This is a genomic window from Bradyrhizobium sp. Ses1, from assembly GCF_059512365.1.
Genome location: NZ_JCAMOQ010000001.1, coordinates 58,130 through 82,905 on the forward strand (window position 1 = coordinate 58,130; position 24,776 = coordinate 82,905).

Genomic DNA, 24,776 nt, shown 5'->3' on the forward strand with positions numbered 1-24,776 from the left:
GGCAGAAGCGCGCAACGACGACCGGTTGCGATGCTCTGCCCAATTTTTGGGCGCAGTACCGCAAGCTTTGCGATCCTCTATCCGCGGCGTGCGGCGACATTGCCTGATCGCGGGATAGTCGCGTAGAGCAGAGCCAGCCCCAGCAAAGAGGGCGTGTGAGGAAGCCCCAATGACCTTAGCCGTCGCCCGCCGCGATGATCCCGAAATGCTGTTTGCCGTGCCCGCGATCGTTGCCGATCGGCGGAACGACGGCAGCATCATCGTGAGATCGACCGTGCCCCTGCGCGAAGGCGCGCGCTGCGTCGGCGACTGGCTGGAGCATTGGGCGCGGCTGGCGCCGAACCGGGTCTTCCTCGCCGAGCGCGCCGATGTCGAGGCGCCCTGGACCACCATCAGGTATGCCGATGCCCTGCGGCAGGTGCGTTCGCTTGCCTCCTGGATCCTTGGGCAGGGTCTCGGCGTCGAACGTCCGGTGATGATCCTCTCTGATAATAGCATCGATCATGCGCTGCTCGGGCTCGCCGCCCAGCATGTCGGCGTGCCCTCGGCGGCGATCTCGCCGGCCTATTCGCTGATGTCGAAAGATTTCGACAAGCTGAAGAGCATGGTCCGGCTGCTCGAGCCCGGCGCGATCTATGTTTCCGCCGCCAGGCCGTTCGCGGCGGCGCTTGCCGCGGTCAAGCCGCTGCATACCGCGAGCATCATCAGCGGCAATGCCGACGACAGCGACGCGGCTACGCCGGAGACCGCGGACGTGGAAAAAGCCTTCGCTGCGGTGACACCGGACACCATTGCAAAATTCCTGTTCACCTCGGGGTCGACGGGCGCGCCGAAGGCCGTGATCAATACCCAGCGGATGCTGACCTCGAGCCAGCAGGCCAAGGCCCAGACCTGGACCTTCCTCGATGCTGACAGCGACGATCTCGTGATCCTGGACTGGCTGCCCTGGAGCCACACCTTCGGCGCCAACCACAATTTCAATCTGGTGCTGCGCAACGGCGGCACGCTTTATATCGACGGCGGCAAGCCAGCGCCCGGCCTGTTCGCGACCTCGCTCGCCAATCTGCGCAGCGTGGTGCCGACGGTCTATTTCAACGTGCCGCGCGGTTTCGACATGCTGATCGCGGCGCTTCAGGGCGATGACGCGTTGCGGCGGAAATTCTTCGGCGAGGTGAAGTTCGCCTTCTATGCTGGCGCGGCGCTGCCGCAAAATCTCTGGGACGCGCTGGAAGAATTGTCCATGAAGACGGTCGGCCGCCGGCTTCCGATGGTGTCGGCCTGGGGCTCGACCGAGACGTCGCCGCTCGCGACCGACTGCCATTTCCTGGCGGAGCGTTCCGGCAATATCGGCGTGCCGGTCCCGGGCACCGAATTGAAGCTCGTCGCCTCCGGCGACAAGCTCGAGGTGCGCGTGCGCGGCCCCAATGTCACGCCGGGCTACTGGAAGGCGCCGGAGCTGACCGCGCAGGCGTTCGACGAGGAGGGCTTTTACCGGATTGGCGATGCCGTGAAGTTTGCCGATCCGGAACAGCCGGAGCGCGGGCTGTTCTTCGACGGCCGCGTTGCCGAGGATTTCAAGCTCAATTCCGGCACCTGGGTCAGCGTCGGCACGCTGCGCGTCGCCGGCATCGCCGCACTGGCGCCGCTCGCGCAGGACATCGTCGTCACCGGTCATGGCGGCGACGAGGTTCGCTTCCTGGTATTCCCCAATATCGCCGCCTGCCGCGCGCGGGCCGGGTTGCCTGACAGCGCCGATGTTTCCGATGTGATCGGCCATGAAATGATCCGCGGCGCGATCGGGCAGGGTCTTGCAAGACTGAAGGCGCAGAGCGGCAACTCCTCCGGCCATGCCACGCGCGCGCTGTTGCTTGCGGAGCCCGCCTCCGTCGACGGCGGCGAGATCACCGACAAGGGCTACATCAACCAGCGCGCGGTGCTGACGCGCCGCGCCGGCGCGGTAGCGGTACTGGACGATGATGCTTCGCGTGAATGGATCGCCTGCGCCGGCTGACACCGGGCCTGGAGTCAGGAGCCGGTCCGGCCGGTGACGGCGCCGAGATTGTTGTGCAGCCGCCGCAACAGATCGATCAACACCTCCCGCTCGTCCTTGCGCAGGCAGGACAACAGCCGACGCTCGCGATCGAGCGCGGCGACGATAACCTTGTCATGGATCGCGCGGCCTCTGGCCGTCAGCGCGATCGAATGGCTGCGGCCGTCATGCGGGTTGGCGCGGATCGCGACCAGCCCGCGCTTTTGCAACAGCGCCAGCGTCCGGCTCACTGGTCCCTTGTCGAAGCCGATGATGTGGCAGATGCGGGAGGCCGGGATGCCCGGCTCGATCGCGAGCTGCGACATGATCCGCCACTCGGTGACGTTGACGCCGAAATGACGCTGGTAGAGCGTGGTGGCGCTGTTCGAGAGCTTGTTGGCAATGAAGGTGACGAAGCCCGGCACGTAGCGATCGAGGTCGAGTGTCGGGCCGGAATTGACAGAAGCAGCTTGCGCAGCTCTCGGCCGGCGCGGCTTCCTGGGGGAGGTTTGAGTGCTCATATTTCAATCATCGCTGCGGGGTCGCTGCCCGCAATAAGGACGTTCCAGCGGTTCTTTTTCGTTAAAGTTATCGCGCCACCTTGCTGCTGCCTTGCGTGATCAGCCGGGCCGCGCGCTGGTCGCGGGCGTGAATCCAGAGCCAGCTCAGCGCGACGCTGAGGCGGTGTCGGATACCGATCAGAAAGTAGATGTGGGCGATGCCCCAGATCCACCAGGCGATGGCGCCGCGCAGCTTGAGCCAGCCGAAATCGATCACGGCGAGCCGCTTGCCGATCTGGGCGAGGCTGCCCTGGTGCTTGTAGCGGAATGGCGGCAGCGTGCGGCCCTCGAGCCGCGCCCTGATCAGCGATGCGACATAACGCCCTTCCTGCTTCGCCGCCGGCGCGATGCCGGGCACCGGCTTGCCGTCGGGGCCGGCGATCGTGATGGTGTCGCCGATCGCAAAGATGTCGGGATGGCCGGGGACGGTGAGGTCGGGATTGACCTGCAGCCGGTAGGCGCGGTCGGCGGGGGCGTTCAGCCATTCGGCGGCCCGCGAGGCGCGCACGCCGGCGGCCCAGATGATGGTCCGCGCCTCCAGCCTCTTGCCGCCATAAACCACGCCGTCGGCATCGCATTCGGTGACCGGCGCGCCCAGCATGACCTCGACGCCGAGCTTTTCCAGCGAGCGCTGCGCATAAGTCGAGAGATCGTCGGGAAAGCCCGCGAGCACCCGCGAGCCCGCCTCGATCAGCACGACGCGGGTCTTGTGGGTGTCGATGTTGCGGAAGTCGGGCGCCAGCGTATCGCGTGCGAGATCGGCGATGGTGCCGGCCATTTCGACGCCGGTCGGTCCGGCGCCGACGATGACGAAGGTGAGTAGCGCCGCGCGCCGCGCCGGATCGGTCTCGCGCTCGGCGCGCTCGAAGGCAACGAGGATGCGGCGCCGCAGCGTGGTGGCATCCTCGAGCGTTTTCAGGCCCGGTGCGAACGGCTCCCATTCGTCGTGGCCGAAATAGTCGTGGCGTGCGCCGGTCGCCAGGATCAGCGTGTCGTAGGGGACGCTGTCGCCATCATCGAGCACGACACGCTTGCCTTCGGTGTCGATGCTGTTGACGTTGGCGAACAGCGTCGTCACCTCGCGGCGGTCGCGCAGGAGGTAGCGGATCGGCCAGGCGATTTCGGAGGTCGCCAGCGAAGCGGTTGCGACCTGGTAGAGCAGCGGCTGGAACAGATGATGGTTGCGGCGATCGATCAAGGTAATCTTCACCGGCGCACCGGCGAGCCCAAAGGTCGCCTCCAGGCCGCCAAATCCGGCGCCGACAATCACCACGTGATGCGGATCTTTCGGCGGCGTCGTCATCGAATATGGCCCCAGGATTCTCGGTGTCTTCCCTCCTATTATGTATTCATCCACCCAGGCGTTCCAAGGCGCTTCTTTCTAATCGCACGATAGCGAAAAACGTATGGCTTAGGCCTTCCGTGGTGCCGTGGCCGTGATCGGCGACTGCGCTGGAAGCATCAGGCCAACCAATGCGCCGGCCAGCGAGAGCGCTGCCGCCGACATCATCGCCGCTGCAAACCCCTTGTTGAAGTGCACAGCGCTGTCGGCCGCGCCCGCAGCGGAAAAGGTCGTGACCATTGCGGCGATGCCGAACATGCCGCCGAGAAAGCGGCCCATGTTGAAGATACCCGACGCCTTGCCAATCTCGGGCACCGCCACTGAGCCAAGGATCGCGTTCTGGGCGGCCGGCATCGACATCGATACTCCGACGCCGGCCAGCACCAGCGGAGCAACGAGGGCGGAATAAGGGAGGCCGGGCGCCGTAACCATGGCGATCCAGCCAAGACCGATCGCTTGCATCAGCAATCCCGCTACCACCAGCGGCCGTTCACCGAATTGGCTGACCATCGCGCCCGCAACCGGTGCCGTCACGAACAATGTTGCTGTCCATGGCAATAGCCGCAGCCCGGTGCCGAACGGGCTGAAGCCGAGCCCGATCTGTAGGAATTGCGGCAGCAGGAACAGCACCCCGTACATAGCGGCGTAGAACAGGAAGCTCGCGCATATGCCCGCGGCGAACGATTTCGACGTGAATAGCCGCATCGGCACCATCGGTGCAGCCGCGCGCGATTCCCACAGCACGAAAGCGACCGAGAACAAAACGCCGGCGATAAGCGTGCCCGCCACCTCGGGGCTCGTCCAACCGATCGCATTGCCGCGCAACAGCGCCCAGACCAGCGCAAATGCGGCAATGGCGACCAGCAGCAAGCCCGGGATGTCAAGCGCTGCGGCCGGACCGAAGCTTTCGCGCAGCCGCGTCAGCGCCAGCGCGATGGCGATCGCACCGATCGGCAGGTTGATCCAGAAGATCCAACGCCATCCGAAACTTTCGGTGATGAAGCCGCCGATCGTGGGCCCAATGATCAGCGCGCAGCCGGTGATGCTGGCGAAGATGCCGAGCGCGCGGGCGCGCTCCTCACGAGCGAACGTGCTGCCGAGTATTGCCATTGCAGGCGGCATGACAAGGGCGGCGCCGGCACCTTGCAGCGCGCGGGCGGCGATCAGTGATACGGGTCCGTTCGACAGAGCGCAGGCGGCGGATGCCAGCACAAAAACGGCGATTCCACTTGCAAACATCCGCCGCCGTCCAAAACGGTCGCCGAGCGCGGCCCCGGTAAGCAGCAGTACCCCGAAGGTGAGATTGAAGGCGTTGACTGTCCACTGCAGCGTCTCGACCGGGCTGCCGAAGTCGGCGCGGATGGTCGCAAATCCGGTCGTGATGACCAGGGCGTCGAGCGCCATCATAAAGGATGCCAGTGAGGTGATGCCGAGCACCCAGCGTTGTTCGGCCCGATTGGTGGGGTCATTCATTGTCTGTCCTCCATGTGTCGCGCTGCCCCGTGGCGGCGTGTTCCGCGGGCAAGACGAGCCGGGAGGGGCAAAGGATGCGGCCGGAAAAATTCTTCCTGGGATCGTATCCTTTGGCCGTCGTCAAACGTCCTTGGGGTGCGCGATAGCCTCCGCATCGCGGCGCGAACCAGGGAGAGGACGATGACGACCAGGCTGATCAGGTACAAAACGAAGCCCGAAATGGCCGATACGAACGCCGAACTGGTTGCGGCGGTGTTTGCGGAACTGAAGGCGGCAAAGCCCGATGGGGTGCGTTATCTAACGCTGCGGCTGGAGGACGACACGTTCATCCATGTCGTGGAGACCGCATCCGACGACGGCTCCAGCCCGTTGCCGCAACTGGCCGCGTTCAAGGCGTTCCAGAGCGGCATTCGCGACCGCTGCGCCGAGCCGCCGCTGGTTCGCAGCGCCAGGGTGGTCGGGAACTACCGTATGCTGGAGCATGATCCGGACCAGATAGGGAATGAGTCCTGAGCAGGGAGGATGGCGCCAGTGTCCGATGCCTCGGCGGCCGGTCTCGACAATCTCCTGGTCGTGCTGCGGCCCCGGCTGCACCGCTATTGCTCCCGCATGGTCGGTTCGGTGATCGACGGCGAGGACGTGTTGCAGGATGCGCTGATCAAGGCGGTGGAAGCGTTTCCTTCCGTCGGCGAGGTTCAAAACCCGCAAGGCTGGCTGTTCAGGATAGCGCACAACGCCGCGCTCGATTTCCTGCGCCGCCGCCATCGGCAGGACGCGCTCCGATCGGCGGAGGAGGTCGATATGATGGCCGACGAGTTCGACGACATCGCCCGCCGCGAGATCGCAGCCGCCAGCCTGCGCACCTTCATGAGCTTGCCGGTGGCGCAGCGCAGCAGCGTGATCCTGATGGACGTGCTCGGCTATTCGCTGGCGGAAGTCTGCGAGATCATGGACCTGAGCCTGGTCGCGGCAAAGGCCACCTTGCATCGTGGCCGGTCCCGGCTGCGCGAGCTCGCGCAAGAAGGCGACGACGCGCCGCGGCCGAAGCTGACGGACGCCGACCGGGCCCGTCTTTCCGCCTATGTCACCCATTTCAACGCCCGCGATTTCGACGCCATCCGCACCATGATCGCCGACGACATCAAGCTTGATCTCGTCAGCAGGACCCGGCTCAATGGCAAGGCCGAAGTTTCGCGCTATTTCGGCAATTATGCCAAGGCCAGCGACTGGCATCTGGTGCCGGGGCTTGTGGAAGGCCGTCCCGCGATTCTGGTGTTCGACCCCACGGCGCCCGCCGCGACGCGGCCGAAATATTTCGTGCTGCTGGACTGGCAGGCCGACAGGGTCGCGAGCATCCGGGATTTCCGCCACACGTCCTACGTCATCGAGGACGCGGAATATCTCGTGTAGTGGAGCGCCGCAAAGGCGGCCGGCAACAGCTGCAAAACTGCGACAATGGTTGCCCGCGCAACCGGCACTATAATTCTTGCCAGCCTCGCATTTTACGAATTATGGTGCAGATCAGGCGTAAGCATGCGCCGAAGGTTCTAAACGCCGCCTTCGGTTCGCGCTTGCTGCCCGGTCAGGATTCCGCGCACAAAACACGTCACCTAAAAAGGGAGTGACGGGGGCACGGACAACGCTGCCGGACGGTTCACCCGCCTGGCGGGTCGGTTGGAATGGTTGAGGAGGAGGGGAGTGAACATGAAAACGTCATTTTGGCTGGCGGGCGTCACCGCGCTGGCGCTGGCGCAGCCCGCATTGGCGGCTGACACCATCAAGATCGGCTTTGTCTCGACTTTCAGCGGTCCGACCGCCGTCATCGGCAACGATATGCGGAACTCGTTCGAGCTGGCGCTCGACCATCTCGGCCGCAAGATGGACGGCAAGCCGGTCGAGGTGATCTACGAGGACGACCAGCAGAAGCCCGATATCGGCAAGCAGAAGACGGAGAAACTGGTGCAGTCCGACAAGGTCGATTTCATCGTCGGCTACATCTGGTCGAACGTGCTGCTGGCTTCGCTGAAGACCGCCGTCGACAGCAAGACCTTCCTGATCTCGGCCAATGCCGGTCCGTCGCAGCTCGCCGGCGAGCTCTGCTCCCCTTACATCTTCTCGACCTCCTGGCAGAACGACCAGACGCCCGCCGCCATGGGCCTCTACATGAACCAAAAGGGCGTGAAATCGGTGTTCCTGATCGGGCCGAACTATGCCGCCGGCAAGGACATGCTCGCGGGCGTCAAGAGCACCTTCAAGGGCGAGGTGGTCGGCGAAGAATATACGGTGTGGCCGAGCCAGCTCGATTTCTCCGCCGAGCTGACCAAGGCGCGCAACTCGAAGGCCGAGTCGATCTTCGTGTTCTATCCGGGCGCGGCCGGCGTGCAGTTCCTCAACCAGTATGTGCAGGCTGGCATCAAGCAGCAGATCCCGCTCTACACCGCCTTCACCATCGACGAATTGTCGTTGCCGCTGCAAAAGGAGAACGCGCTCGGCATTCCCGGGGCCCAGGAATGGGTGAACGATTTGCCGAATGAAGAGAACAAGCGTTTCGTCGCCGATTACCGCAAGAAATACGCGAACCTGCGCCCAACCTATTACGGCGCGCAGGCCTATGACGCCGCCCAGCTCATCAACAGCGCGGTGGTCGCAGTGAAGGGCGACCTGACCAAAAAGGACGCGATGAAGGCGGAGATGGAGAAGGCGAACTTCAAGTCGCTGCGTGGCCCGTTCAAATACGGCAACAACCACATCCCGATCCAGAATTTCTACCTGCAGGACGTGGTCAAGGACGCGGACGGTCAGCTATCGCTGAAGACGGTCGCAACCATCGTCGAGAACGACCAGGACCGCTTTCACGACAAGTGTCCGATGAAGTGAAGGTAAATCACCTCGCCCAGCTTGCCGGGAGAGGTCGGATCGCTCTTGCGATCCGGGTGAGGGGGCCTCTCCGCGAGCGCGGTGTTCGTGGAGGCAGCCCCTCACCCCGGCGCTCTCAGAGCGAGCTTTCGCTCGTCTCGACCCCGCAAGGGCGGGGCGAGGGAGAAGGCGGCGGCGCATGCGCGCTGCCGCTGTTTTGTTTGTGAGGCTGACTTAAGCTCCCGATGTTCCTTCTGATCGAACAACTTCTGAACGGATTGCAGTTCGGCCTGCTCTTGTTCCTGCTGGCGGCCGGGCTCACGCTGGTGTTCGGCATCATGGATTTCGTGAACCTGGCGCATGGTTCGCTCTACATGATGGGCGCCTATTTCGCCGCGACCTTTGTCGGCTGGACCGGCAGCTTCGTGCTTGGCGCGATCCTCGCGCTGGCCGCCACGCTTCTGCTCGGCATCGCCCTCGAATTCGTGGCGCTCAGGCATCTCTATGGCCGCGACCATCTCGACCAGGTGCTGGCGACCTTCGGCCTGATCCTGTTCTTCAATGACATGGTGCGGCTGATCTGGGGGCCGGCCGGCCTCGCGCTGCCGCTGCCGACATGGCTGACCACCCCGGTCCAGCTTCTGCCCGGCGTGTACTACCCGGCCTACCGGCTCTCGATCATCATTGTCGCGCTGCTGGTCGCCGCGCTGCTCTATCTCGTGGTGATGCGCACCCGCATCGGCATGCTGATCCGCGCCGGCGCCTCCAACCGCGAGATGGCCGGTGCGCTCGGCATCAACATCAAGCTGCTGTTCACGCTGGTGTTCGGCCTTGGCGCCGCGCTCGCGGGCCTTGCCGGCTTGATGCAGGCGCCGATCCTGACCGTGCAGATCGGCATGGGCGAGAACATCCTGATCCTCGCCTTCGTCATCATCGTGATCGGCGGCATCGGCTCGATCCGCGGCGCCTTCCTCGCCGCGATCTTCGTCGGCCTGATCGACACGCTCGGCCGCGCCTTCCTGCCGGATCTCCTGCGCAAGGTGCTGAGCGGCGCCGCTGCCTCGACCGCCGCACCCGCTTTGTCTTCGATGCTGATCTATTTGTTGATGGCGATCGTGCTGGTCGTGCGGCCGGAGGGGCTGTTTCCGGCCGCCAAGCGATGAAGTTCAAGCTCAACGCCAGCAACGCCGTTGTGGCGGTGGTTTGCGCCGCGCTTGTCCTGCTGCCGGTCTATTCGGCTGTTACAGGCAACATCTTCATCCTGACGCTGTTCACGCGCATCATCATCTTTGCGCTGGCGGCTTCGAGCCTGAACCTGATGATGGGTTACGGCGGCATGATGAGTTTCGGCCACGCCGCCTATCTCGGCATCGGCGGCTATGCCGTCGGCATCCTGGCCGCCGAAGGCATCGGCTCCGGCTTCATCCAGTGGCCTGTGGCGCTCGCCGTCTCCGCTTTGTTTGCGCTGGTGATCGGCTCGCTCTCCCTGCGCACCCGCGGCGTCTATTTCATCATGATCACGCTCGCCTTCGCGCAGATGGCCTATTACGTCGCCTCCGCGCTGTCGCGCTATGGCGGTGACGACGGCCTGACCATCTACAAGCGCAGCACCTTCGACGGGCTGATCAACCTCTCGGACCGCACGCAGTTCTACTATCTCTGCCTCGCCTGCTTGTTCGGCGGCATCTACCTGATCTGGCGCATCGTCAATTCGCGGTTCGGCCTGGTGGTGCAGGGCGTGCGCTCCAACGAGCAGCGCATGCAGGCGATCGGCTTTCCGGCCTATCGCTACCGGCTGACCTGCTTCGTCATCGCGGGCACGATCTGTGGCCTTGCCGGCGCACTGCTCGCCAACAATACGGATTTCGTCAGCCCGGCCGTGATGTACTGGACCCGCTCCGGCGAACTCATGGTGATGGTGATCCTCGGCGGCATGGGCTGGCTGTTCGGCCCGTTGATCGGCGCGATCGTCTTCCTCGTGCTGGAAGAATTGCTGTCGCAATTCACCGAATATTGGGCGCTGATCATGGGCCCGCTATTGGTCTTGATCGTGCTGTTCGCGCGTGGTGGCATCATGGGCCTGCTCGGGAGGGTGCGTCGTGGCTGATCCCCTGCTTCGCGTCGACAATCTGGTGCGCCGTTTCGGCGGCATCCTCGCCACCGACAATCTGTCGCTCGAGGTGCCGCGCGGCGAGTTGCACGCGATCATCGGCCCCAACGGCGCCGGCAAGACCACGCTGATCAGCCAGTTGACCGGGCAATTGATGCCGAATTCCGGCAGCATCCATTTTGCCGGTCGCGACGTCACGCGGCTGCCGTCCTATCGGCGCAGCCGGCTCGGGCTGGCGCGCTCGTTCCAGATCACCTCGCTGCTCAAGGATTTCACCGCGATCGACAATGTCGCGCTCGCGGCGCAGGCGCATGACGGCCACTCCTTCCGCTTCTGGGGCAATGCGCGCAAGGAGAAGCACCTGCGCGATACCGCGCGTGCGGCGCTGGAACGCGTCGGCCTCGGATCGCGCGCCGATGTCCTGGTCTCCGAGCTCAGCCATGGCGAGCAGCGTGAGCTCGAACTCGCGGTGGCGCTCGCAACCAAGCCGCAGCTCCTACTGCTGGATGAGCCGATGGCAGGCCTCGGCGTCACCGAGTCCGCGCGGATGGTCGGGCTGCTGAAGGAGCTGCGCAAGGAATTCACCATCGTGCTGGTCGAGCACGACATGGAAGCGGTGTTCGCACTCGCCGACCGCATCACGGTCCTGGTCTATGGCCGCGTTATCGCCTGCGATACGCCGGATGCGATCCGCCGGCATGAAGAGGTGAAGCGGGCCTATCTCGGCGAGCAGCATGCGGTGACCCGTCATGGCTGACACGTTACTTGAAATCGAGGGGATCGAGACCTGCTACGGCCTCAGCCAGGTGCTGTTCGGCCTGTCGCTGTCGATCAAGAGCGGCGAGATGGTCGCGCTGATGGGCCGCAACGGCATGGGCAAGACCACCACGATCCGCTCCATCATGGGATTGACCCCGGCGCGATCAGGCGCGATCCGCTTCGCCGGGCAACAGGTGCGTGGCCTGCCCTCCTACAAGATTGCGAAACTCGGCATCGGCCTGGTGCCGGAGGGCCGGCAGATCTTCCCGAACCTGACCGTGCGCGAAAACCTGGTCGCGGCCTCAGGCAATCGTCTGCGCAGCTCGGATCCCTGGACGCTGGAGAAGATCCACGCGCTGTTCCCGCGGCTCGCCGAGCGCGGCAGCAACATGGGCGTCACGCTCTCCGGCGGCGAGCAGCAGATGCTCGCCATCGGCCGCGCACTGATGACCAATCCGAAACTCCTGATCCTGGACGAGGCCACCGAAGGCCTCGCCCCCTTGATCCGCGACGAGATCTGGAGCTGCCTGTCGATGCTGAAAGGACGCGGCCAGTCCGTGCTGGTGATCGACAAGAACGTCGGAAACCTCGCCCGCATCGCCGACCGCCATTACATCATCGAGCGCGGTCGGACCGTGTGGAGCGGCACGTCGGAGCAACTGGTCGCCGAGCCCGATTTGCAGCACCGGTATCTCGGGATTTGAGGTAAGGCTTGGTGCCGCGATCCCGGCTCGAAGAAGGGCTCCGTCGCCTACGCCGCTTGTGCCACCCACTGAAGTCGCTGTCCGCTTCGCACCCAAAGCGACGCAATTGCTGCGCGGCAGTAAATGACGCAAGAGGCCAGAATCGGCACGGAACTCGATGAGATGTTTCGCATGTTATGGCACAACTAACCCTTGCGCGCCGGTTTCGCCGAGCGCACTCTTCCGGAGCGTTTCACAAGAACTTACGGAGGGTGCGACCATGCCAAGGGTCAAGCAGGCTTCGAAGCAGAAACGCGCAACCAAAGCCGCCACCGTGAAGGTGCTAGGTGCCGTCGGACTGGGTCTTTCGCTGGCGGGTAGTGCATCCGCATCCACGATGCCCGCTGCCGGTGTCCCGCAGCCTCACAATACCTCGCCAAATCAGCGCTTCTTTCTCGGCGAGGAGGAAATGGCCGACGTCAGTCTGGCCACGTTCCATCTGTTCGATAGAGAAAACTTTGGTCGCGGCGTGCAGCTGGCGCGCGGCGGCGGCTGCGGCGGTTGCGGGTGCGGTCATGGTGGCGGTGGTTGCGGCGGCGGCCGAGGTTGCGGTGGTGGCGGGTTTGGCGGCGGCCGAGGTTGCGGTGGTGCCGGATTTGTCGGCGGCGGAGGTTGCGGTGGTGGCGGATTTGCTGGCGGTCGAGGTTGCGGTGGTGGCGGGTTTGTTGGCATCCGAGGTTGCGGTGGTGGCGGATTTGTTGGCGGCCGAGGTTGCGGTGGTGCCAGGTTTGTTGGCGTCCGAGGTTGCGGTGGCTTCCGTGGTTGCCTTGGCTTCCGTGGTTGCGGTTGCGGCGGCTGCGGGTTCAGCGTCGGGTTCTATGACGACATCGGGTTCGATGACGACATCGGGTTCGGTGGCTGGGGGTATGGTGGCTGGGGGGTTGGTGGTTGCGCGGGTTGCTGCGCATCCTGGGGGGCGTGCCGCTTGTGCTAAGTCCCACCAGGACTCTGCTAAGCCGCGATCAGCCTCTCGCTGGTTGCGAGTTTAAGGTCGCCTTTGAAGGGTTTCGGACGCCGGCCGCCGAATATGCCGCGCCGTCAATCATGCGACCGGCATCCGAAACCCTTCACAAACCCGGAAGTCGCCACGACGCGACTTCCGGGTTCAAATCGGTCGAGCGCTCGGTCTTAATTGTGTGATAGCGACGCCGGAGATCGCGAGCAGCCCACCGACAATCAACTTTGGAGTCATGCGGTCGCCAAGGAATAACACGCTCGAAATCAAGGCGAACACCGGAAGCAGCAGACCGAAGGGTGCGACGCGGCCCATGGAGCAGCGGGCGATCAGCCAGAACCAAAGGCCAAACCCAACAATTCCTCCGATGAAAATTGTGTAGGCGAGTGCCAGCCAACCACGGTGATCCGCTGTGACAAGGCTCGCCAGTTGTCCATACTCAAGGAGCAGCGACATCAACATGACCTGCGGCACCGTGAGCAGGGACGACCACCCCATCAACGCCAGGGGATCAAAAGGGCCGTAGCGTTTCGTCAAGACGTTGGACACCGCGAATGCGAAGGCTGATCCGACCACAAGCAGCAGCGGACGCGCATTTGCCGACAGGCCAGGCTCCGCTGCCAACACGACCACGCCGACGAATGCAAGCACCACTCCGGCGGACGTGGTGAGAGACGGCCTCTCCGCCAGTAACGGCCAGGCTAACAGCACAGTAAAGGGCGTGGCGAGCTGATATGCGACGGCCGACATGCTTCCCGAGCCGAGCCCAAGGCCAACATAGAAGAGTCCGAAGTTCAGTCCACCAAAGAAAATCGAAATAGCTGCGATCGGGCCGAGCTGTTGCCGCGTGGGCCTCTTGACGAACGGAACCAGCAGCAGCGCGATGGCCAGGAAGCGCAGTGCGAGGAAGAAGAGAGGCGGAAACTCCGTGACGCCCACCTTGATGGCCACGAACTGATAACCCCAGAGCAACGGAACGACCACCGCGCAGACGATCTGGATGGCAGACATGGGCATCTTCCTTTCAAGACCGATCAGTCTAGATATCGCTGCGCCAATAGCGGAGGCGTCCAAGGGGCGATTACCTGACGAAGGGTTGTTTACTTGATGAAGCGGTCGAGAAGAGCGTCAACGGTGGCTTGCGATGTGATCCGAGTCGGTGCCGTTTTGCCGACCACTCGCAGCCCCTCAACGAAACAGACGAGAATTCGGGCGGCACTTGAAGGCTCAACACCATCGGCCAACTTGCCCGCCGCCTTCGCGCGAGAAAGCGCATCCGCCACCCTGGCCTCCATGGCTTTGAAAAAGCTCGCGATGCGACGACCAACTTCAGTATCCTGGCCAGCCAGCTCCATGGCTGCGGCCACCAGCAGGCATCCGCGCCGACCATTGGCACCGCTGGTGCGGTCAACGTAGCCGGCAAGGTAGGCCCGCAGGCCGTCGACCGGCTCTCTGCGGGGGTCGAGTTCGATATCCATCCTTGTCAGAGCATCGGCAATGTAGCGATCAAGCGAGCGCAAGAAGAGCGAGTGCTTGTCACCGAAAGCCGCGTAAAGGCTGCCACGCGAGAGCTTTGTCGCACGAAGAAGGTCAGGGAGCGCCGTGGCGTGATAGCCGCGCGACCAGAACACACCCATCGCGCGTTCGACAGCAGCTTCCATGTCGAAACTTCGGGGGCGGCCACGGGGCAACTGTGCTGGGGTTTGGTGGCTCATTGCCAATATATAGACCAATTGGTCTTTAAATCGCAAGTGGCCGCTTTGGGGGATGACGGCCCTGCGTCATTGCGAGCGAAGCGAAGCAATCCACGTCTCCACGGGCGGCGCTATGGATTGCTTCGCTCCGCTCGCAATGACGACGTGGATGCAACGGGTGCGACAAATCAACCCGACGAGGCTGGGCAAATATTCAATCAGCCTTGAACGGCGCAGAAATGCATTCGCCGTTGCGGGCGATTGCACATAGAAAATTCCATCCTCATTGCCATGCGCGTCGCGCAAAGAAAGGACGTTCTACGAGGACGCGCCCGCGGCGAATACTTGCCCAGCCTCGACGGGCAAATCACCAAAAGTCTGTCCAGCCCTCGCAGGAAAAACATTCCGCTTCCGTCGTCGGGCAAATCAGTGATTTAACTCCGCGCGTCTCACGGCGGATGAGGGGCGGGTCGCGATCGTCACGAACGTTGCGGTGAGATGCGGTGGACGCGGGTGTTGCGATAGACGAACGCAACTATCCGTGGACGGCGAAGTCGTGTGGTTCTGGCGCCCCGACGCTGGCGCTAAGCTCGCGAGCAGCAAGAGCTGCCCGCGGGTGATGGTGGCAAGAAAGCCCGGTCACCAAGGAGAGCACGAAGGAAACCGTAACACCATCGCGCAGGGAAAGCCGGAATGCTTCGGTTGACCTGTGGTCCTACCCCCGTGCTTTTTTGTTGCACGGGACCCACGGGTGCAACCGGCACCCGGCTTTCCCTGCGCCCTCTGATATCGAGGAGGGTGAAACGAGACGCAAAGCTCGGGCGCAAAACGCCGCGAGAATGCGGACTCGCATCCTCACTGCTGTTTGAAATCAAACGTAGGATAGGTAGAGCGCAGCGAAACCCATCATTCGTGCCGCCGTCGCCGAAGCTGATGGGTTTCGCTGCGCTCTGCCCATCCTACGGAATTGCTGTTTGACATTCAAATCAGAACTCTCCGCTCGTCATTGCAAGCGCCAGCGACTTGAGCCCTCATATTGCTGATCGGCCAACCGGGATGAAGCCGCGCATCGAAGGCATGAAGGTCGCCGGTGGCGGCGCTGACGTTGTTGTCACCCCATACGCTTGACCAGCTTCCGTTCGGAGTCAGTCTTGCCAATTGCGTTGGCCACGACTTGCTCTTGGCGTTGGACGCGAGTTCGTTGCTGGCGGCACCCTGGCCGGCGACCGTTGAATCGCCGAGACAGCCGATGATCGCATTGGCGTCTCCGCGCTGCTGCGCCACCGATGCTTTCTGCCAATTGGGGAGGTTGGAGCCGGTAAAATTGTAGAAGCCGGTAGGCAGCGGATTGCCGGGGGGCAGTACCTCGCCAGAGGCCGGCGTCAGTAGACCAGTCCGCCTCGAAAGTTGCATACAGGCCACCAGCGCCGCCGCGCCTGCAATGAACTCGCGTCGCCGCATCAATAGCTTCCCCGCGCAATCGCCAGGGCCTTCAAGAACGCGCGTAGCCTGCCCATTGCCATTCCTGCGTTTGTAGGCACATGAAAGACACTGCTATACTTCTTCCGTAAATCTACGGATGGGGTCTGCCGTAGTTGCGTGCGGCGAATTTGGGGATTTAGCTTTGGCTTGACCGGGCCAGGCTAAAGCATTTGAAACGATGTCTTCAATCGCTTTCTTCAGCGAACTGGATGGTTCCTCGCGCTCCCCTGCGATCGTCGGTTCGGACGCAGCCCGGAGCGCTTAACTGATGCAGCTCGATGTTCCCGCCGGATCAAGCCCCAATCGTGCGAGCCGGTTGCCCGGTGGCGCCGCCATAAGATCGCCGCTTAGGGTTGCCGCGCCGCTATGGCTGTTCCTACTGTCCATGTGCATCATTGTCGCGGTTTGGTGCTGGCTGGCGATGCCGGTCCCATTGGGACACGCGCCCGTCGATCTCGCGAAGAAACTGGATTGTGTTTCCTATGCGCCATTTCGCGGCCACCAGACGCCGTGGAATTCCTCCGCCGTCATCAGCCCGGACCAGATCGCGGAAGATATCGCCGATCTTGCCAAGATCAGCACCTGCATCCGCATCTACTCGGTGGAGAACGGCCTGGACAAGGTGCCCGAGCTCGCGTCAAAGGTCGGGCTGAAGGTGATCCTCGGCGTCTGGATCGGACGCGATCGTCTGAAGAATGCCAGCCTCATTGAAACCGCGGTGTCGCTGGCCAACCAATTTACCGACGTCGTCACCGCAGTCATCGTCGGCAACGAGGTGCTGCTCCGTGGTGAACTGCCCGAGGCGGGCCTTCGCGAGGCCATCCGCTCCGCCAAAGTTCGCGTCAGCGTTCCCGTGAGCTACGCCGACACCTGGGACTTCTGGCTGCGCTACCCGGAACTCGGCCATGACGTCGATTTCGTGACGATCCACGTCCTGCCCTATTGGGAAGACGTTCCGCCCCGCGCCGAGGAAGCGCCCCAGCATGTGCTCGACGCGCGCAACAAGGTCGCGCTGGCATTTCCCGGAAAGGAGATCTTCATCGGCGAGGCCGGCTGGCCGAGCCGAGGACGCATGCGCGACGGTGCGCTGCCATCGCGCATCAATCAGGCGCGCTTCACCTTCGAGCTGCTCGACAAGGCCAGTCGGGAGAACGTTCGTATCAATTTGTTCGAAGCGTATGACGAGCCATGGAAGCGCCAGTGGGAAGGGACGGTGGGCGCTCATTGGGGCTGGCTCGATGGAGAAAGCCGCCGGCTGAAATATTCACCCGGAGCTGCCGTCAGCAACTATCCGTTCTGGAAGCTGCAGCTCGGCGCTGGCCTGGCTTTCAGCATCGCCATGTTCGTCACGGCGTTGTTGGCGCGCCTGCGCTCGGCTGCGCCAACGGCATTGTCGCGGTGGCTTGCGGTGGCGGCATCCGCCACCGTCGGCGGAATCCTGCTCGGTATCAGCGTCGAGAATGCGCTCCACGAAAGCTACGGCCTTGCCGGGTTGATGCGGCAAGGCTCGTTCTTGATCGCAGCAACGGTTCTGCCGCTCCTGTGCATGAACGCCTTGATGTCGGGCCGCGCGCTCCCGGCGATTGCGGAATTGATCGGACCGCGCGAGATGCGAACACGATCCCTGCCGGCACTGCTTCACGGCGCTGTGCTCCTCCTCACGGCCATGGTCGCAGCGGAAAGCGCACTGGGCTTCATGTTCGACCCGCGGTCGCGCGACTTCCCATTTGCCAGCTTGACCATGGCGGCGGTGCCGATCCTGGTGGTGGCGCTACTGAACCGTCGAAAGCCGGAGGTGCGCGCAACATCCGAGTCGGTATTCGCTGGCCTGTTCGCGGCGGCCGCGGTCTTCATCCTGCTGAATGAAGGCATTCAAAACTGGCAGTCGCTATGGACCGCGGCCGCGTTTGTTCTGCTTGGCGCCGCGCTGTGGTCGTCGCGCGGGCGGTGAATTTCTGGAGTATATCGATGTCGCTGGATGGACTTTCACGGCGTCATTTCGCAACGCTCGCCGGAGCGGCAGCGCTCGGATTGTCGGCCGCGCCGGCCTATCCGGCCGATGCCGGCAAGCCGCAGGAGGTCAGAGCCGCCGGTGAAAATTCGCTGGCCGGCTTTCCGGCCGATTTCCGATGGGGCACGGCGACTTCGGCCTATCAGATCGAAGGAGCCGTCAACGAAGACGGCCGCGGGCCGGCGATCTGGGACGGCTTTGCTCACACGCCCGGGACCATCATCGATCACAGCAATGCCGATGTCGCCGATGATCACTATCGCCTGTACCGCGACGACGTCCAGTTGATGAAGGCGCTGGGAGCCACGGCGTATCGTTTCTCGATCGCGTGGCCGCGCGTCTTCCCGGAGGGGGCAGGCACGCCAAATCCGAAGGGCCTCGACTTCTACGACCGGCTGATTGACGAACTCCTGGCGAACGGCATCGAGCCGTTCGCCACGCTCTATCATTGGGATCTGCCCCAGGCATTGCAGGACCGCTTCGGCGGCTGGATGTCGCGCGACACCGCGAAGGCCTTTGCGGATTACGCGGCCTATGTCGCCGAGCGCCTGACCGATCGCGTCAGCCACATCTTCACCATCAACGAATGTTCGAGGCTCGTTCATCTCGGCCACGGCCTTGGGATCGACGCCCCTGGTTTGAAACTGCCGCAAGCCGAGTTGAATCAGGTCCGTCACAACGTTGCGCTCGGACATGGCCTGTCGGTGCAGGCGATCCGCGTGCGTGGGCGGCCGGGGACGAAGGTCGGGCCCGCGGAGAACCTGGTCGTCTGCATACCGGCGATCGACACTCCCGCGCATGTGCGCGCCGCAGAAATCGCGACACGTGAACTCAACGGCGGCTATCTGACCGTGATGCTCGAAGGGCAGTACATCGACGGCTTTCTGGCTCAGGCCGGAAAGGACGCCCCAAAATACACGACCGAAGATCTCCGCATCATCTCGTCGCCGATCGATTTCTTGGGGCTGAACATCTACAAGCCCGACCATTACGTGCTGGCGGCCGACAACGAACGCGGCTTCGCCTTGGCGCCGTTTCCCGCATCGTTCCCGCACATGGATGCGGATTGGCTCCGGTTCGGCCCCGAGGCGATGTACTGGGCGCCGCGTCACGCGGCAAAGCTGTGGGGCGTGCGGTCGATCTATATCACCGAGAACGGGACGTCGTCGTCGGACCAACCTGCAGCGGACGGCAACGTCTACGACCTCGATCGGGTGATGTATCTGCGCAACTATTTGCAGCAGCTCCAGCGCGCGACGTCACAGGGAGTGCCCGTGGCCGGGTACTTCCACTGGAGCCTGATCGATAATTTTGAATGGGCGGATGGCTATCAGAAAAGGTTCGGGCTCTACCACGTCGACTTCAAGACGCAACGCCGTACCCCGAAATTGAGCGCTTCATTCTACCGTGAGGTCATCAAGCAAAACGCCGTGGTCTGATACGCCGGACGGGCGCACATAAATGCTTTGATGTCAGCGGCCCAGATGGTGCCGTCCCATTTGCGCAAGGCTGGCGCGGCAGGCGAAGCGGTAAATGATGTTGAAGAAATATGCCAACATGATCGAACTCCGCTGTTGATCATGGAGGGGTAGGTTGACCCCTTATTCTTTCAGGAGATTTTCGTGGCTTGGCAAAATGGTTTCGTTGCGGCCATAGTGGATTTCGTCGGGCGACAATGCACGAAACCGATTCACGCGCGTGTGAGGAATATCGCCGTCATTTGGTGAGGTCTACTGTCCTTGTTCGCGGCGTCCGTCCCCTCAGAACATCTCGAAATATTCGCGATGCTCCCAGTCGGAGACTTCGGCCTGGAAGCGCTCGATCTCGGCGTTCTTGATATGCACGTAGTAATCGACGAACTCCGCGCCCAGCGCCTGACGGAAGAACGGATCGTCGCTCAGTGCGAACACCGCCTCACGCAGGCTCTTTGGCAATAGCGCCGCCTTGGTTTCGTACGGAGTGTCGGCCGATGGCCCCGGATCGAGCTTGCGGTCGATGCCGTCGAGCCCCGACAGGATCTGCGAGGCCATGTAGAGATAGGGATTGGCGGCCGGCTCCCCGATCCGGTTCTCCAGCCGCGTCGCGGGATCGCCCGCGCCGCCGAGCACGCGGATCATGACGCCGCGATTGTCGCGACCCCAGATCGCGCGATCCGGCGCCAATGAGTAGGAGCGGTAGCGCTTGTAGCCGTTGATGGTCGGCGTCGTGAACACGGTGGAGGCGCGGGCATGCTCCAACAGCCCGGCGAGATAGCAGGACCCGAACGGGCTCAAGGCCTGGTCGGGCTCCCTCGCCATGAGTGCATTCTCGCCGCTTGTGCGCGACACCAGCGACTGATGCAGGTGCCAGCCCGACGCAAACACGTTCGGCAGCTTCGGGCGGCACATGAAGGTCGCGTGATAGCCATGCCGCCGCGCGATCTGTTTCACGGCGGCGCGGAACAGCACCATGGTGTCGGCGGGCTCGATGCCTGCGGTCGGCTGGAACGTGAACTCGCACTGGCTCGGGCCGAACTCGACCTCGACCGAGCGCAGCGGCAGGCCGAGCGCAAGGACGTCGCGGCGGATAATCTCCAGCGCCGGCTCCATCTGGTCGTAGCGCTGCTCGGTCAGATATTGATAGCCGTGCGAGAGCAGGCTCACCGAGGGCGGCCGGCCCGGCTGACCGGAATCCTCCGGCGCCATATGCGCGTCGTCGAGCTTGAAGAGGTGGAATTCGACCTCGAGGCCGGCAACGAAGTCATAGCCGCGCGCGCCGAGCTGCTCGAGCACCCTGCGATAGAGATTGCGCGTCGCGAACGGCACCGGCCGGCCGTCATTGAAATAGATGTCGCAGAGCAGCCAGCCCGTCGTGGGCGCCCATGGCAGTATCCGGAACGTAGTGGGGTCGGCCACCATCAACACGTCGGCGGCGCCTTCCATCTCCTTCATGCCGAAGCCGCCGCCGGCGGTGAATACGGGAAACACCGTCTTGTGCGAAGTGTCCTTCGCCAGCATGGTCGTGGTGATGGAGCAGCAGTTTTCCAGCGCGCGCACCGCTTCGCTTGCGATCAGCGTCTTGCCGCGCAGGATGCCGTGCTGGTCCGGAAACGACAGCCTGACAACTTCGAGGTTCTTCTCTTCGACGATGCGGCGGACGCGCGCCGCCGCCGCCTTCTGCTCATCCGACCACAGGCCGTGACGCTGGACAAAGCTCAACGCGCTGTTCCTTTGCATTGATCGTCATTGCGAGCGCAGCGAAGCAATCCATTGCCTCCGCGCGTGTGGATGGATGGATTGCTTCGCTTCGCTCGCAATGACGGGGAAAGCAGCATCACTCGGCCGCCGAGAGATGCCGCACCTTGCCGGCGATCTCGCTCGGCACCGGCGCGGCCCACGGCGCGCCGCGGCGCCGCTTGACGTCGACTTCCATCCAGTAGAGCTCCCAACCCTGGGTCGGCCCAATGCCGTCCATGGTCGCGGGGCCCTGGATGCTGCGGGACGTCGCCTCGTCCAGGAACAGCATCGGCTTCTCGCCGCCGGACACCTTTTCGATCTCCTGGCGCAGCAGTCGGCGATACTGCACGATCGCCTTGTCGCTTCGGCCGAGATGCTCCTTGGTGCGATCCTGGATCGGGCCCATCGATTCCACCGCCCATTGGTCGTGGACGTTGATGTCGTTGCCCATGCCGGTATAGGTCGCCGTCATCTGCTCGTGCGGATCGAAGCCGTAATCGTTCGACCTGTTCTTGCGCGAGATGTAGTCAGGCAGCTCATAGAGCTCGAGCCGCTGGTCGCGCATCTTCTTCTTGTCGACCGGCGCCGTGTAGCTGGTGAAGATCGCGTACCAGTAGCAGTTCTCGTCATCGACAGGCACATGCCACTGCGTGATCGTCATCTCCGTGCTCATCGGAATGACGAAGCCGTGCGGGAAGAGCTGGTTGGTCACGCGCACATGGGTGCGCTCTTCATCCAGTTCGCGCAGCGCGATCAGCCGCAGGCCATATTCGGTGTGCTCGACATTGATGATGGGCCGGTCATATTCGCGCAGGATCCTGGTCATCGGCATCTCGGATCCCGCGGACGCGCCGCGGAACTGCTTGCCGTATGCGGTCGAGGTGTCCTCGTCCTCGAAGAAGCGGTGCAGGTAGGAGGCGTGCGAGGGATCGATGCCGACTTCGAGCGCCTGCAGCCAGTTGCAGTTCATGTGACCCTTGAAGGCGAAGGTGTGGCTGCCGGGCGCCACGAAGCAGTCGATCTCCGGAAAGGCCGGCGGGGTACCTTCGCCGAGATAAGCCCAGAGGATGCCGCTCTTCTCGACCACGGGATAGGAGCGCTGCCGGATGCCTTTGCAGAGCTGCGAGTTCTTCGGCTCGGCCGGCGTCTCCAGGCATTGACCGGTGACGTCGAACAGCCAGCCGTGGAAGGCGCAGCGCAGCCCGCCATGTTCGAGCCGCCCGAAGGCGAGATCGGCGCCGCGATGCGCGCAGTGGCGGTCGATCAGGCCGTAGCGGCCGTTCTCGTCGCGAAACAGTACGAGGTTCTCGCCAAGCAGCCTGACCGGACGCACCGGCCGCGGCCCCTCGAGTTCGTCCACCAGCGCCGCCGGCTGCCAGTACATCCGCATCAATTTCCCGCACGGATCCTTCGGCCCGGTGCGGGTGATCAGGTCGTTCTGCTCCTGGCTCATCATGGCGGCGTTCCTTCCCGGGTATTTGGATTTGTTCGCCTATTGAACGAATGGGCGAATTATGCCATGGCTCAATACGGCGGCAAGCCCAATTTTTGATCCGCGCCGCCAGGGGCGGGCCTATGCCGAAGCTGAAGCGTGAAGATCGCGAGGAGCGCGCCACCGATTTCGTCGAAAGCCTCGACCGTGGGCTGCGGCTGCTCCAGATCTTCGGCACCATCACCGGCCCTGCGACGCTGAGCGATCTGGCGCGTGCCGCCGACCTGCCGCGCGCCACCGCGCGGCGCATCCTGTTCACGCTGGAGCGCGGCGGGTTCGTCGCAACCGATGGCAAGCTGTTCACGCTCACGGCGCATGTGCTGACGCTCGCAGGATCGTACCTGCGCTCGAACCAGGTGATCGCGGTGCTGCAGCCGGTGCTCGATCGTATCGCGAGCGCGGCGCAGGAGATCAGTTCGCTGGCCTTGCTCGATGGCGACGAGGTGGTGTTCGTCGCGCGCGGCAGCCCGGCGCGGATGTTCTCCAGCGGTCTCGATATCGGCTATCGCCTGCCGGCCTTCTGCACCTCGGTCGGCCGCGCCATGCTCGGCCGGCTCCGCGATGAAGAACTGGCAATGCGGTTGAAGGCGATGCGCCGCGAGGCGCTGACGCCGCAGACGGTGACCGACCCGAAGCGGCTGCTCGCCGCCATCATCGCCGATCGGCAAAAGGGCTATTCACTGGTCGACCGCGAAGCCGAGCCGCATTTCCGCTCGATTTCGGTGCCGGTGCGCCGCTACGACGACACTATTGTTGCCGCCATCAACATGGGCGCCCATGTCGACCGCGTGCCGACGGAAGAGTTGATCGAACGCTTCCTGCCGCTGCTGCGCGAGGGAGCGGAGGATGTGAAAGGCAGGTTGCTCTGAAGCGTGTAGCCCGGGTTGCGCTTCGCTCTTTCCATTCTACGACTGTCGTCCCCGCGAAGGCGGGGACCCATAACCACAGGGAGAGGTTGTGGCGCGAGCAAGCAGTTGCAGCGGAGCATACAACAAAGGCCTGTGGTTATGGGTCCCGGGTCAAGCCCGGGACGACGGGGAGTTGCGTGGTTGGCGTAACTACATCGCCACGCTGCGCAATCCAAAACTGCGCGCCTTGTTCTGTAGCACCGGCGTCACTGCTTCGATCAGCCGCGCGGCTGCGGCATCGACGGAAAGGCCGGCCGTATCGACCACGGCCGTTGCACGGGAATAAAGCGGCTCGCGGCTGAGCAGGATATTGCGCAGCTCGGCCATCGCCGAGCGATCGTCGGCCATCGGCCGCAGATCACCTTGCCGGCGCACTCGCGCCATGTGTTCCTCCGGCTCGGCCTTCAGCCAGATCGTGTAGAACGACGACAGGATCAGGTCGAAGGTCAACGGCTCGGAGACGATGCCGCCGCCGGTGGCGAGCACCATCAGTTCGTTCCGCGCGAGCAATTGCTTCAGCGCGGCCTGCTCCATGCGCCGGAAACCTTCCTGGCCGTAAAGCGCGATGATCTCGGCGACGGAGAGGCCGTTCTCGCGCTCGACCTCCTTGTTGAGCTCGACAAAGCTCCAGCCGATTCGTTTCGCCAGCATCCTGCCGAGCGTGGACTTGCCGGCGCCGCGCAGCCCGATCAGCGCGATGCCAGAGAATGAGGACCGCCGCGGCGTGGATGCGCTGCCGCCGGCGAGGATGTCCTTGGCATGCGCGATCTGCTCCGGCGTTGCCTTGCGCAGGAGGTCGCGGATCACGGCCCAGTCCGGCGCCGGCTCAGCGGAAGGGATCAGGTCTTGCAGATGCGCGCCCATCGCGTGCGACACCCGGCGCAGCAGCACGATCGAGACATTGCCCTTGCCGCTTTCGAGCTGCGCGATATAGCGCTCCGAAATTCCCGAAACCTTGGCGAGCACTTTCCGCGACATGCCGCGCAGCGCGCGCATCGTGCGCACGCGCCGGCCGAGCTGTTCTAGGAAATCGGTTTCAGGATCGCCTTGGTCTGTCATGTCCCCCCGCAAAGGAGTCGCAGGAAGGATAGTGCCGACGAGGATTGACAGCAAGCCGCTCCAGTGGCTTTCTATGAATTATAATTCT

21 protein-coding genes are annotated in these 24,776 nt (G+C 63.5%); 12 read left to right on the plus strand and 9 right to left on the minus strand.

Annotated elements, in window-relative coordinates:
- Positions 1-169 precede the first annotated feature (169 nt).
- Positions 170-2,011, plus strand: coding sequence for a feruloyl-CoA synthase (locus AC5ZG5_RS00270; protein ID WP_456640654.1), 1,842 nt, complete (start codon positions 170-172; stop codon positions 2,009-2,011).
- Between the two features lie 14 nt (positions 2,012-2,025).
- Here the strand turns inward: AC5ZG5_RS00270 and AC5ZG5_RS00275 are convergent, their stop codons facing one another.
- The 3 genes from AC5ZG5_RS00275 to AC5ZG5_RS00285 all read right to left on the minus strand — a co-directional run bounded on the left by AC5ZG5_RS00275 (position 2,026) and on the right by AC5ZG5_RS00285 (position 5,404).
- Complete coding sequence (locus tag AC5ZG5_RS00275; RefSeq protein WP_456640655.1) at positions 2,026-2,550, minus strand: MarR family winged helix-turn-helix transcriptional regulator; 525 nt, start codon at positions 2,548-2,550, stop codon at positions 2,026-2,028.
- Positions 2,551-2,617: 67 nt separating this feature from the next.
- Entirely contained in the window at positions 2,618-3,892 is a 1,275-nt protein-coding gene (locus AC5ZG5_RS00280; protein ID WP_028163425.1) for an NAD(P)/FAD-dependent oxidoreductase, read from the minus strand.
- Between the two features lie 108 nt (positions 3,893-4,000).
- A complete protein-coding gene (locus AC5ZG5_RS00285) occupies positions 4,001-5,404 on the minus strand; it encodes a DHA2 family efflux MFS transporter permease subunit (RefSeq protein ID WP_456640656.1) in 1,404 nt (467 codons plus the stop codon).
- Between the two features lie 180 nt (positions 5,405-5,584).
- On the opposite strand from AC5ZG5_RS00285, the gene AC5ZG5_RS00290 reads away from it, so the two are divergent.
- The 8 genes from AC5ZG5_RS00290 (at position 5,585) to AC5ZG5_RS00325 (ending at position 12,861) form a co-directional block, all read left to right on the plus strand.
- Entirely contained in the window at positions 5,585-5,917 is a 333-nt protein-coding gene (locus AC5ZG5_RS00290; RefSeq protein ID WP_456640657.1) for a hypothetical protein, read from the plus strand.
- 9 nt (positions 5,918-5,926) lie between these two features.
- Positions 5,927-6,814, plus strand: a complete 888-nt coding sequence (locus AC5ZG5_RS00295; RefSeq protein ID WP_456640658.1) for a sigma-70 family RNA polymerase sigma factor — start codon at positions 5,927-5,929, stop codon at positions 6,812-6,814.
- Positions 6,815-7,108: 294 nt separating this feature from the next.
- Positions 7,109-8,281: an ABC transporter substrate-binding protein gene (locus tag AC5ZG5_RS00300; RefSeq protein ID WP_456640659.1), complete on the plus strand. Its 1,173-nt coding sequence runs from the start codon at positions 7,109-7,111 to the stop codon at positions 8,279-8,281.
- A 224-nt stretch (positions 8,282-8,505) separates the two neighbouring features.
- Complete coding sequence (locus AC5ZG5_RS00305; RefSeq protein ID WP_028163427.1) at positions 8,506-9,423, plus strand: branched-chain amino acid ABC transporter permease; 918 nt, start codon at positions 8,506-8,508, stop codon at positions 9,421-9,423.
- Positions 9,420-10,367 (plus strand): branched-chain amino acid ABC transporter permease, encoded by a 948-nt coding sequence (locus AC5ZG5_RS00310; RefSeq protein ID WP_456640660.1) that lies wholly within the window; start codon positions 9,420-9,422, stop codon positions 10,365-10,367. Before AC5ZG5_RS00305 ends, AC5ZG5_RS00310 begins: the two co-directional genes overlap by 4 nt.
- Positions 10,360-11,127, plus strand: a complete 768-nt coding sequence (locus AC5ZG5_RS00315) for an ABC transporter ATP-binding protein (RefSeq protein WP_456640661.1) — start codon at positions 10,360-10,362, stop codon at positions 11,125-11,127. Before AC5ZG5_RS00310 ends, AC5ZG5_RS00315 begins: the two co-directional genes overlap by 8 nt.
- Positions 11,120-11,833 carry an ABC transporter ATP-binding protein gene (locus AC5ZG5_RS00320; protein WP_456640662.1) on the plus strand — a complete coding sequence of 238 codons (714 nt, stop codon included), beginning with the start codon at positions 11,120-11,122 and terminating at the stop codon, positions 11,831-11,833. The genes AC5ZG5_RS00315 and AC5ZG5_RS00320 overlap by 8 nt, the downstream gene beginning before the upstream one ends.
- Positions 11,834-12,330: 497 nt before the next feature.
- Complete coding sequence (locus AC5ZG5_RS00325; RefSeq protein ID WP_456640663.1) at positions 12,331-12,861, plus strand: hypothetical protein; 531 nt, start codon at positions 12,331-12,333, stop codon at positions 12,859-12,861.
- Positions 12,862-12,977: 116 nt separating this feature from the next.
- On the opposite strand, the gene AC5ZG5_RS00330 is transcribed toward AC5ZG5_RS00325, so the two are convergent.
- From AC5ZG5_RS00330 to AC5ZG5_RS00340, 3 genes are all read right to left on the minus strand, one after another.
- Positions 12,978-13,838 (minus strand): DMT family transporter, encoded by an 861-nt coding sequence (locus AC5ZG5_RS00330; RefSeq protein ID WP_456640664.1) that lies wholly within the window; start codon positions 13,836-13,838, stop codon positions 12,978-12,980.
- Positions 13,839-13,927: 89 nt separating this feature from the next.
- A complete protein-coding gene (locus AC5ZG5_RS00335) occupies positions 13,928-14,542 on the minus strand; it encodes a TetR/AcrR family transcriptional regulator (protein WP_456641004.1) in 615 nt (204 codons plus the stop codon).
- A 960-nt stretch (positions 14,543-15,502) separates the two neighbouring features.
- Positions 15,503-15,982 (minus strand): hypothetical protein, encoded by a 480-nt coding sequence (locus AC5ZG5_RS00340; protein ID WP_456640665.1) that lies wholly within the window; start codon positions 15,980-15,982, stop codon positions 15,503-15,505.
- A 289-nt stretch (positions 15,983-16,271) separates the two neighbouring features.
- Here AC5ZG5_RS00340 and AC5ZG5_RS00345 point away from each other — a divergent pair, with 289 nt between their 5' ends.
- Both AC5ZG5_RS00345 and AC5ZG5_RS00350 read left to right on the plus strand, forming a co-directional pair.
- Complete coding sequence (locus AC5ZG5_RS00345) at positions 16,272-17,954, plus strand: glycoside hydrolase family 17 protein (protein WP_456640666.1); 1,683 nt, start codon at positions 16,272-16,274, stop codon at positions 17,952-17,954.
- A gap of 17 nt (positions 17,955-17,971) precedes the next feature.
- On the plus strand, positions 17,972-19,453 hold the full coding sequence (locus tag AC5ZG5_RS00350) for a GH1 family beta-glucosidase (protein WP_456640667.1): 1,482 nt from the start codon (positions 17,972-17,974) through the stop codon (positions 19,451-19,453).
- Positions 19,454-19,774: 321 nt separating this feature from the next.
- Here the strand turns inward: AC5ZG5_RS00350 and AC5ZG5_RS00355 are convergent, their stop codons facing one another.
- A complete protein-coding gene (locus tag AC5ZG5_RS00355) occupies positions 19,775-21,211 on the minus strand; it encodes a glutamine synthetase family protein (RefSeq protein ID WP_456640668.1) in 1,437 nt (478 codons plus the stop codon).
- Between the two features lie 115 nt (positions 21,212-21,326).
- Positions 21,327-22,685 carry an aromatic ring-hydroxylating dioxygenase subunit alpha gene (locus AC5ZG5_RS00360; RefSeq protein WP_456640669.1) on the minus strand — a complete coding sequence of 453 codons (1,359 nt, stop codon included), beginning with the start codon at positions 22,683-22,685 and terminating at the stop codon, positions 21,327-21,329.
- A 119-nt stretch (positions 22,686-22,804) separates the two neighbouring features.
- Here AC5ZG5_RS00360 and AC5ZG5_RS00365 point away from each other — a divergent pair, with 119 nt between their 5' ends.
- Positions 22,805-23,590 carry an IclR family transcriptional regulator domain-containing protein gene (locus tag AC5ZG5_RS00365; protein WP_456640670.1) on the plus strand — a complete coding sequence of 262 codons (786 nt, stop codon included), beginning with the start codon at positions 22,805-22,807 and terminating at the stop codon, positions 23,588-23,590.
- Between the two features lie 189 nt (positions 23,591-23,779).
- On the opposite strand, the gene AC5ZG5_RS00370 is transcribed toward AC5ZG5_RS00365, so the two are convergent.
- Positions 23,780-24,688, minus strand: coding sequence for a helix-turn-helix transcriptional regulator (locus AC5ZG5_RS00370; protein WP_456640671.1), 909 nt, complete (start codon positions 24,686-24,688; stop codon positions 23,780-23,782).
- Positions 24,689-24,776 lie beyond the last annotated feature (88 nt).

Bases quoted from the DNA above. Each gene is read 5' to 3' on its own strand.
- AC5ZG5_RS00330 (WP_456640664.1), bottom strand. From the start codon at position 13,838: ATGTCTGCCATCCAGATCGTCTGCGCGGTGGTCGTTCCGTTGCTCTGG.
- AC5ZG5_RS00365 (WP_456640670.1), top strand. From the start codon at position 22,805: ATGCCGAAGCTGAAGCGTGAAGATCGCGAGGAGCGCGCCACCGATTTC.
- AC5ZG5_RS00275 (WP_456640655.1), bottom strand. From the start codon at position 2,550: ATGAGCACTCAAACCTCCCCCAGGAAGCCGCGCCGGCCGAGAGCTGCG.
- AC5ZG5_RS00335 (WP_456641004.1), bottom strand. From the start codon at position 14,542: ATGAGCCACCAAACCCCAGCACAGTTGCCCCGTGGCCGCCCCCGAAGT.
- AC5ZG5_RS00360 (WP_456640669.1), bottom strand. From the start codon at position 22,685: ATGATGAGCCAGGAGCAGAACGACCTGATCACCCGCACCGGGCCGAAG.
- AC5ZG5_RS00285 (WP_456640656.1), bottom strand. From the start codon at position 5,404: ATGAATGACCCCACCAATCGGGCCGAACAACGCTGGGTGCTCGGCATC.
- AC5ZG5_RS00310 (WP_456640660.1), top strand. From the start codon at position 9,420: ATGAAGTTCAAGCTCAACGCCAGCAACGCCGTTGTGGCGGTGGTTTGC.
- AC5ZG5_RS00305 (WP_028163427.1), top strand. From the start codon at position 8,506: ATGTTCCTTCTGATCGAACAACTTCTGAACGGATTGCAGTTCGGCCTG.
- AC5ZG5_RS00350 (WP_456640667.1), top strand. From the start codon at position 17,972: ATGTCGCTGGATGGACTTTCACGGCGTCATTTCGCAACGCTCGCCGGA.
- AC5ZG5_RS00370 (WP_456640671.1), bottom strand. From the start codon at position 24,688: ATGACAGACCAAGGCGATCCTGAAACCGATTTCCTAGAACAGCTCGGC.
- AC5ZG5_RS00290 (WP_456640657.1), top strand. From the start codon at position 5,585: ATGACGACCAGGCTGATCAGGTACAAAACGAAGCCCGAAATGGCCGAT.
- AC5ZG5_RS00270 (WP_456640654.1), top strand. From the start codon at position 170: ATGACCTTAGCCGTCGCCCGCCGCGATGATCCCGAAATGCTGTTTGCC.
- AC5ZG5_RS00295 (WP_456640658.1), top strand. From the start codon at position 5,927: ATGGCGCCAGTGTCCGATGCCTCGGCGGCCGGTCTCGACAATCTCCTG.
- AC5ZG5_RS00340 (WP_456640665.1), bottom strand. From the start codon at position 15,982: ATGCGGCGACGCGAGTTCATTGCAGGCGCGGCGGCGCTGGTGGCCTGT.
- AC5ZG5_RS00320 (WP_456640662.1), top strand. From the start codon at position 11,120: ATGGCTGACACGTTACTTGAAATCGAGGGGATCGAGACCTGCTACGGC.
- AC5ZG5_RS00280 (WP_028163425.1), bottom strand. From the start codon at position 3,892: ATGACGACGCCGCCGAAAGATCCGCATCACGTGGTGATTGTCGGCGCC.
- AC5ZG5_RS00345 (WP_456640666.1), top strand. From the start codon at position 16,272: ATGCAGCTCGATGTTCCCGCCGGATCAAGCCCCAATCGTGCGAGCCGG.
- AC5ZG5_RS00300 (WP_456640659.1), top strand. From the start codon at position 7,109: ATGAAAACGTCATTTTGGCTGGCGGGCGTCACCGCGCTGGCGCTGGCG.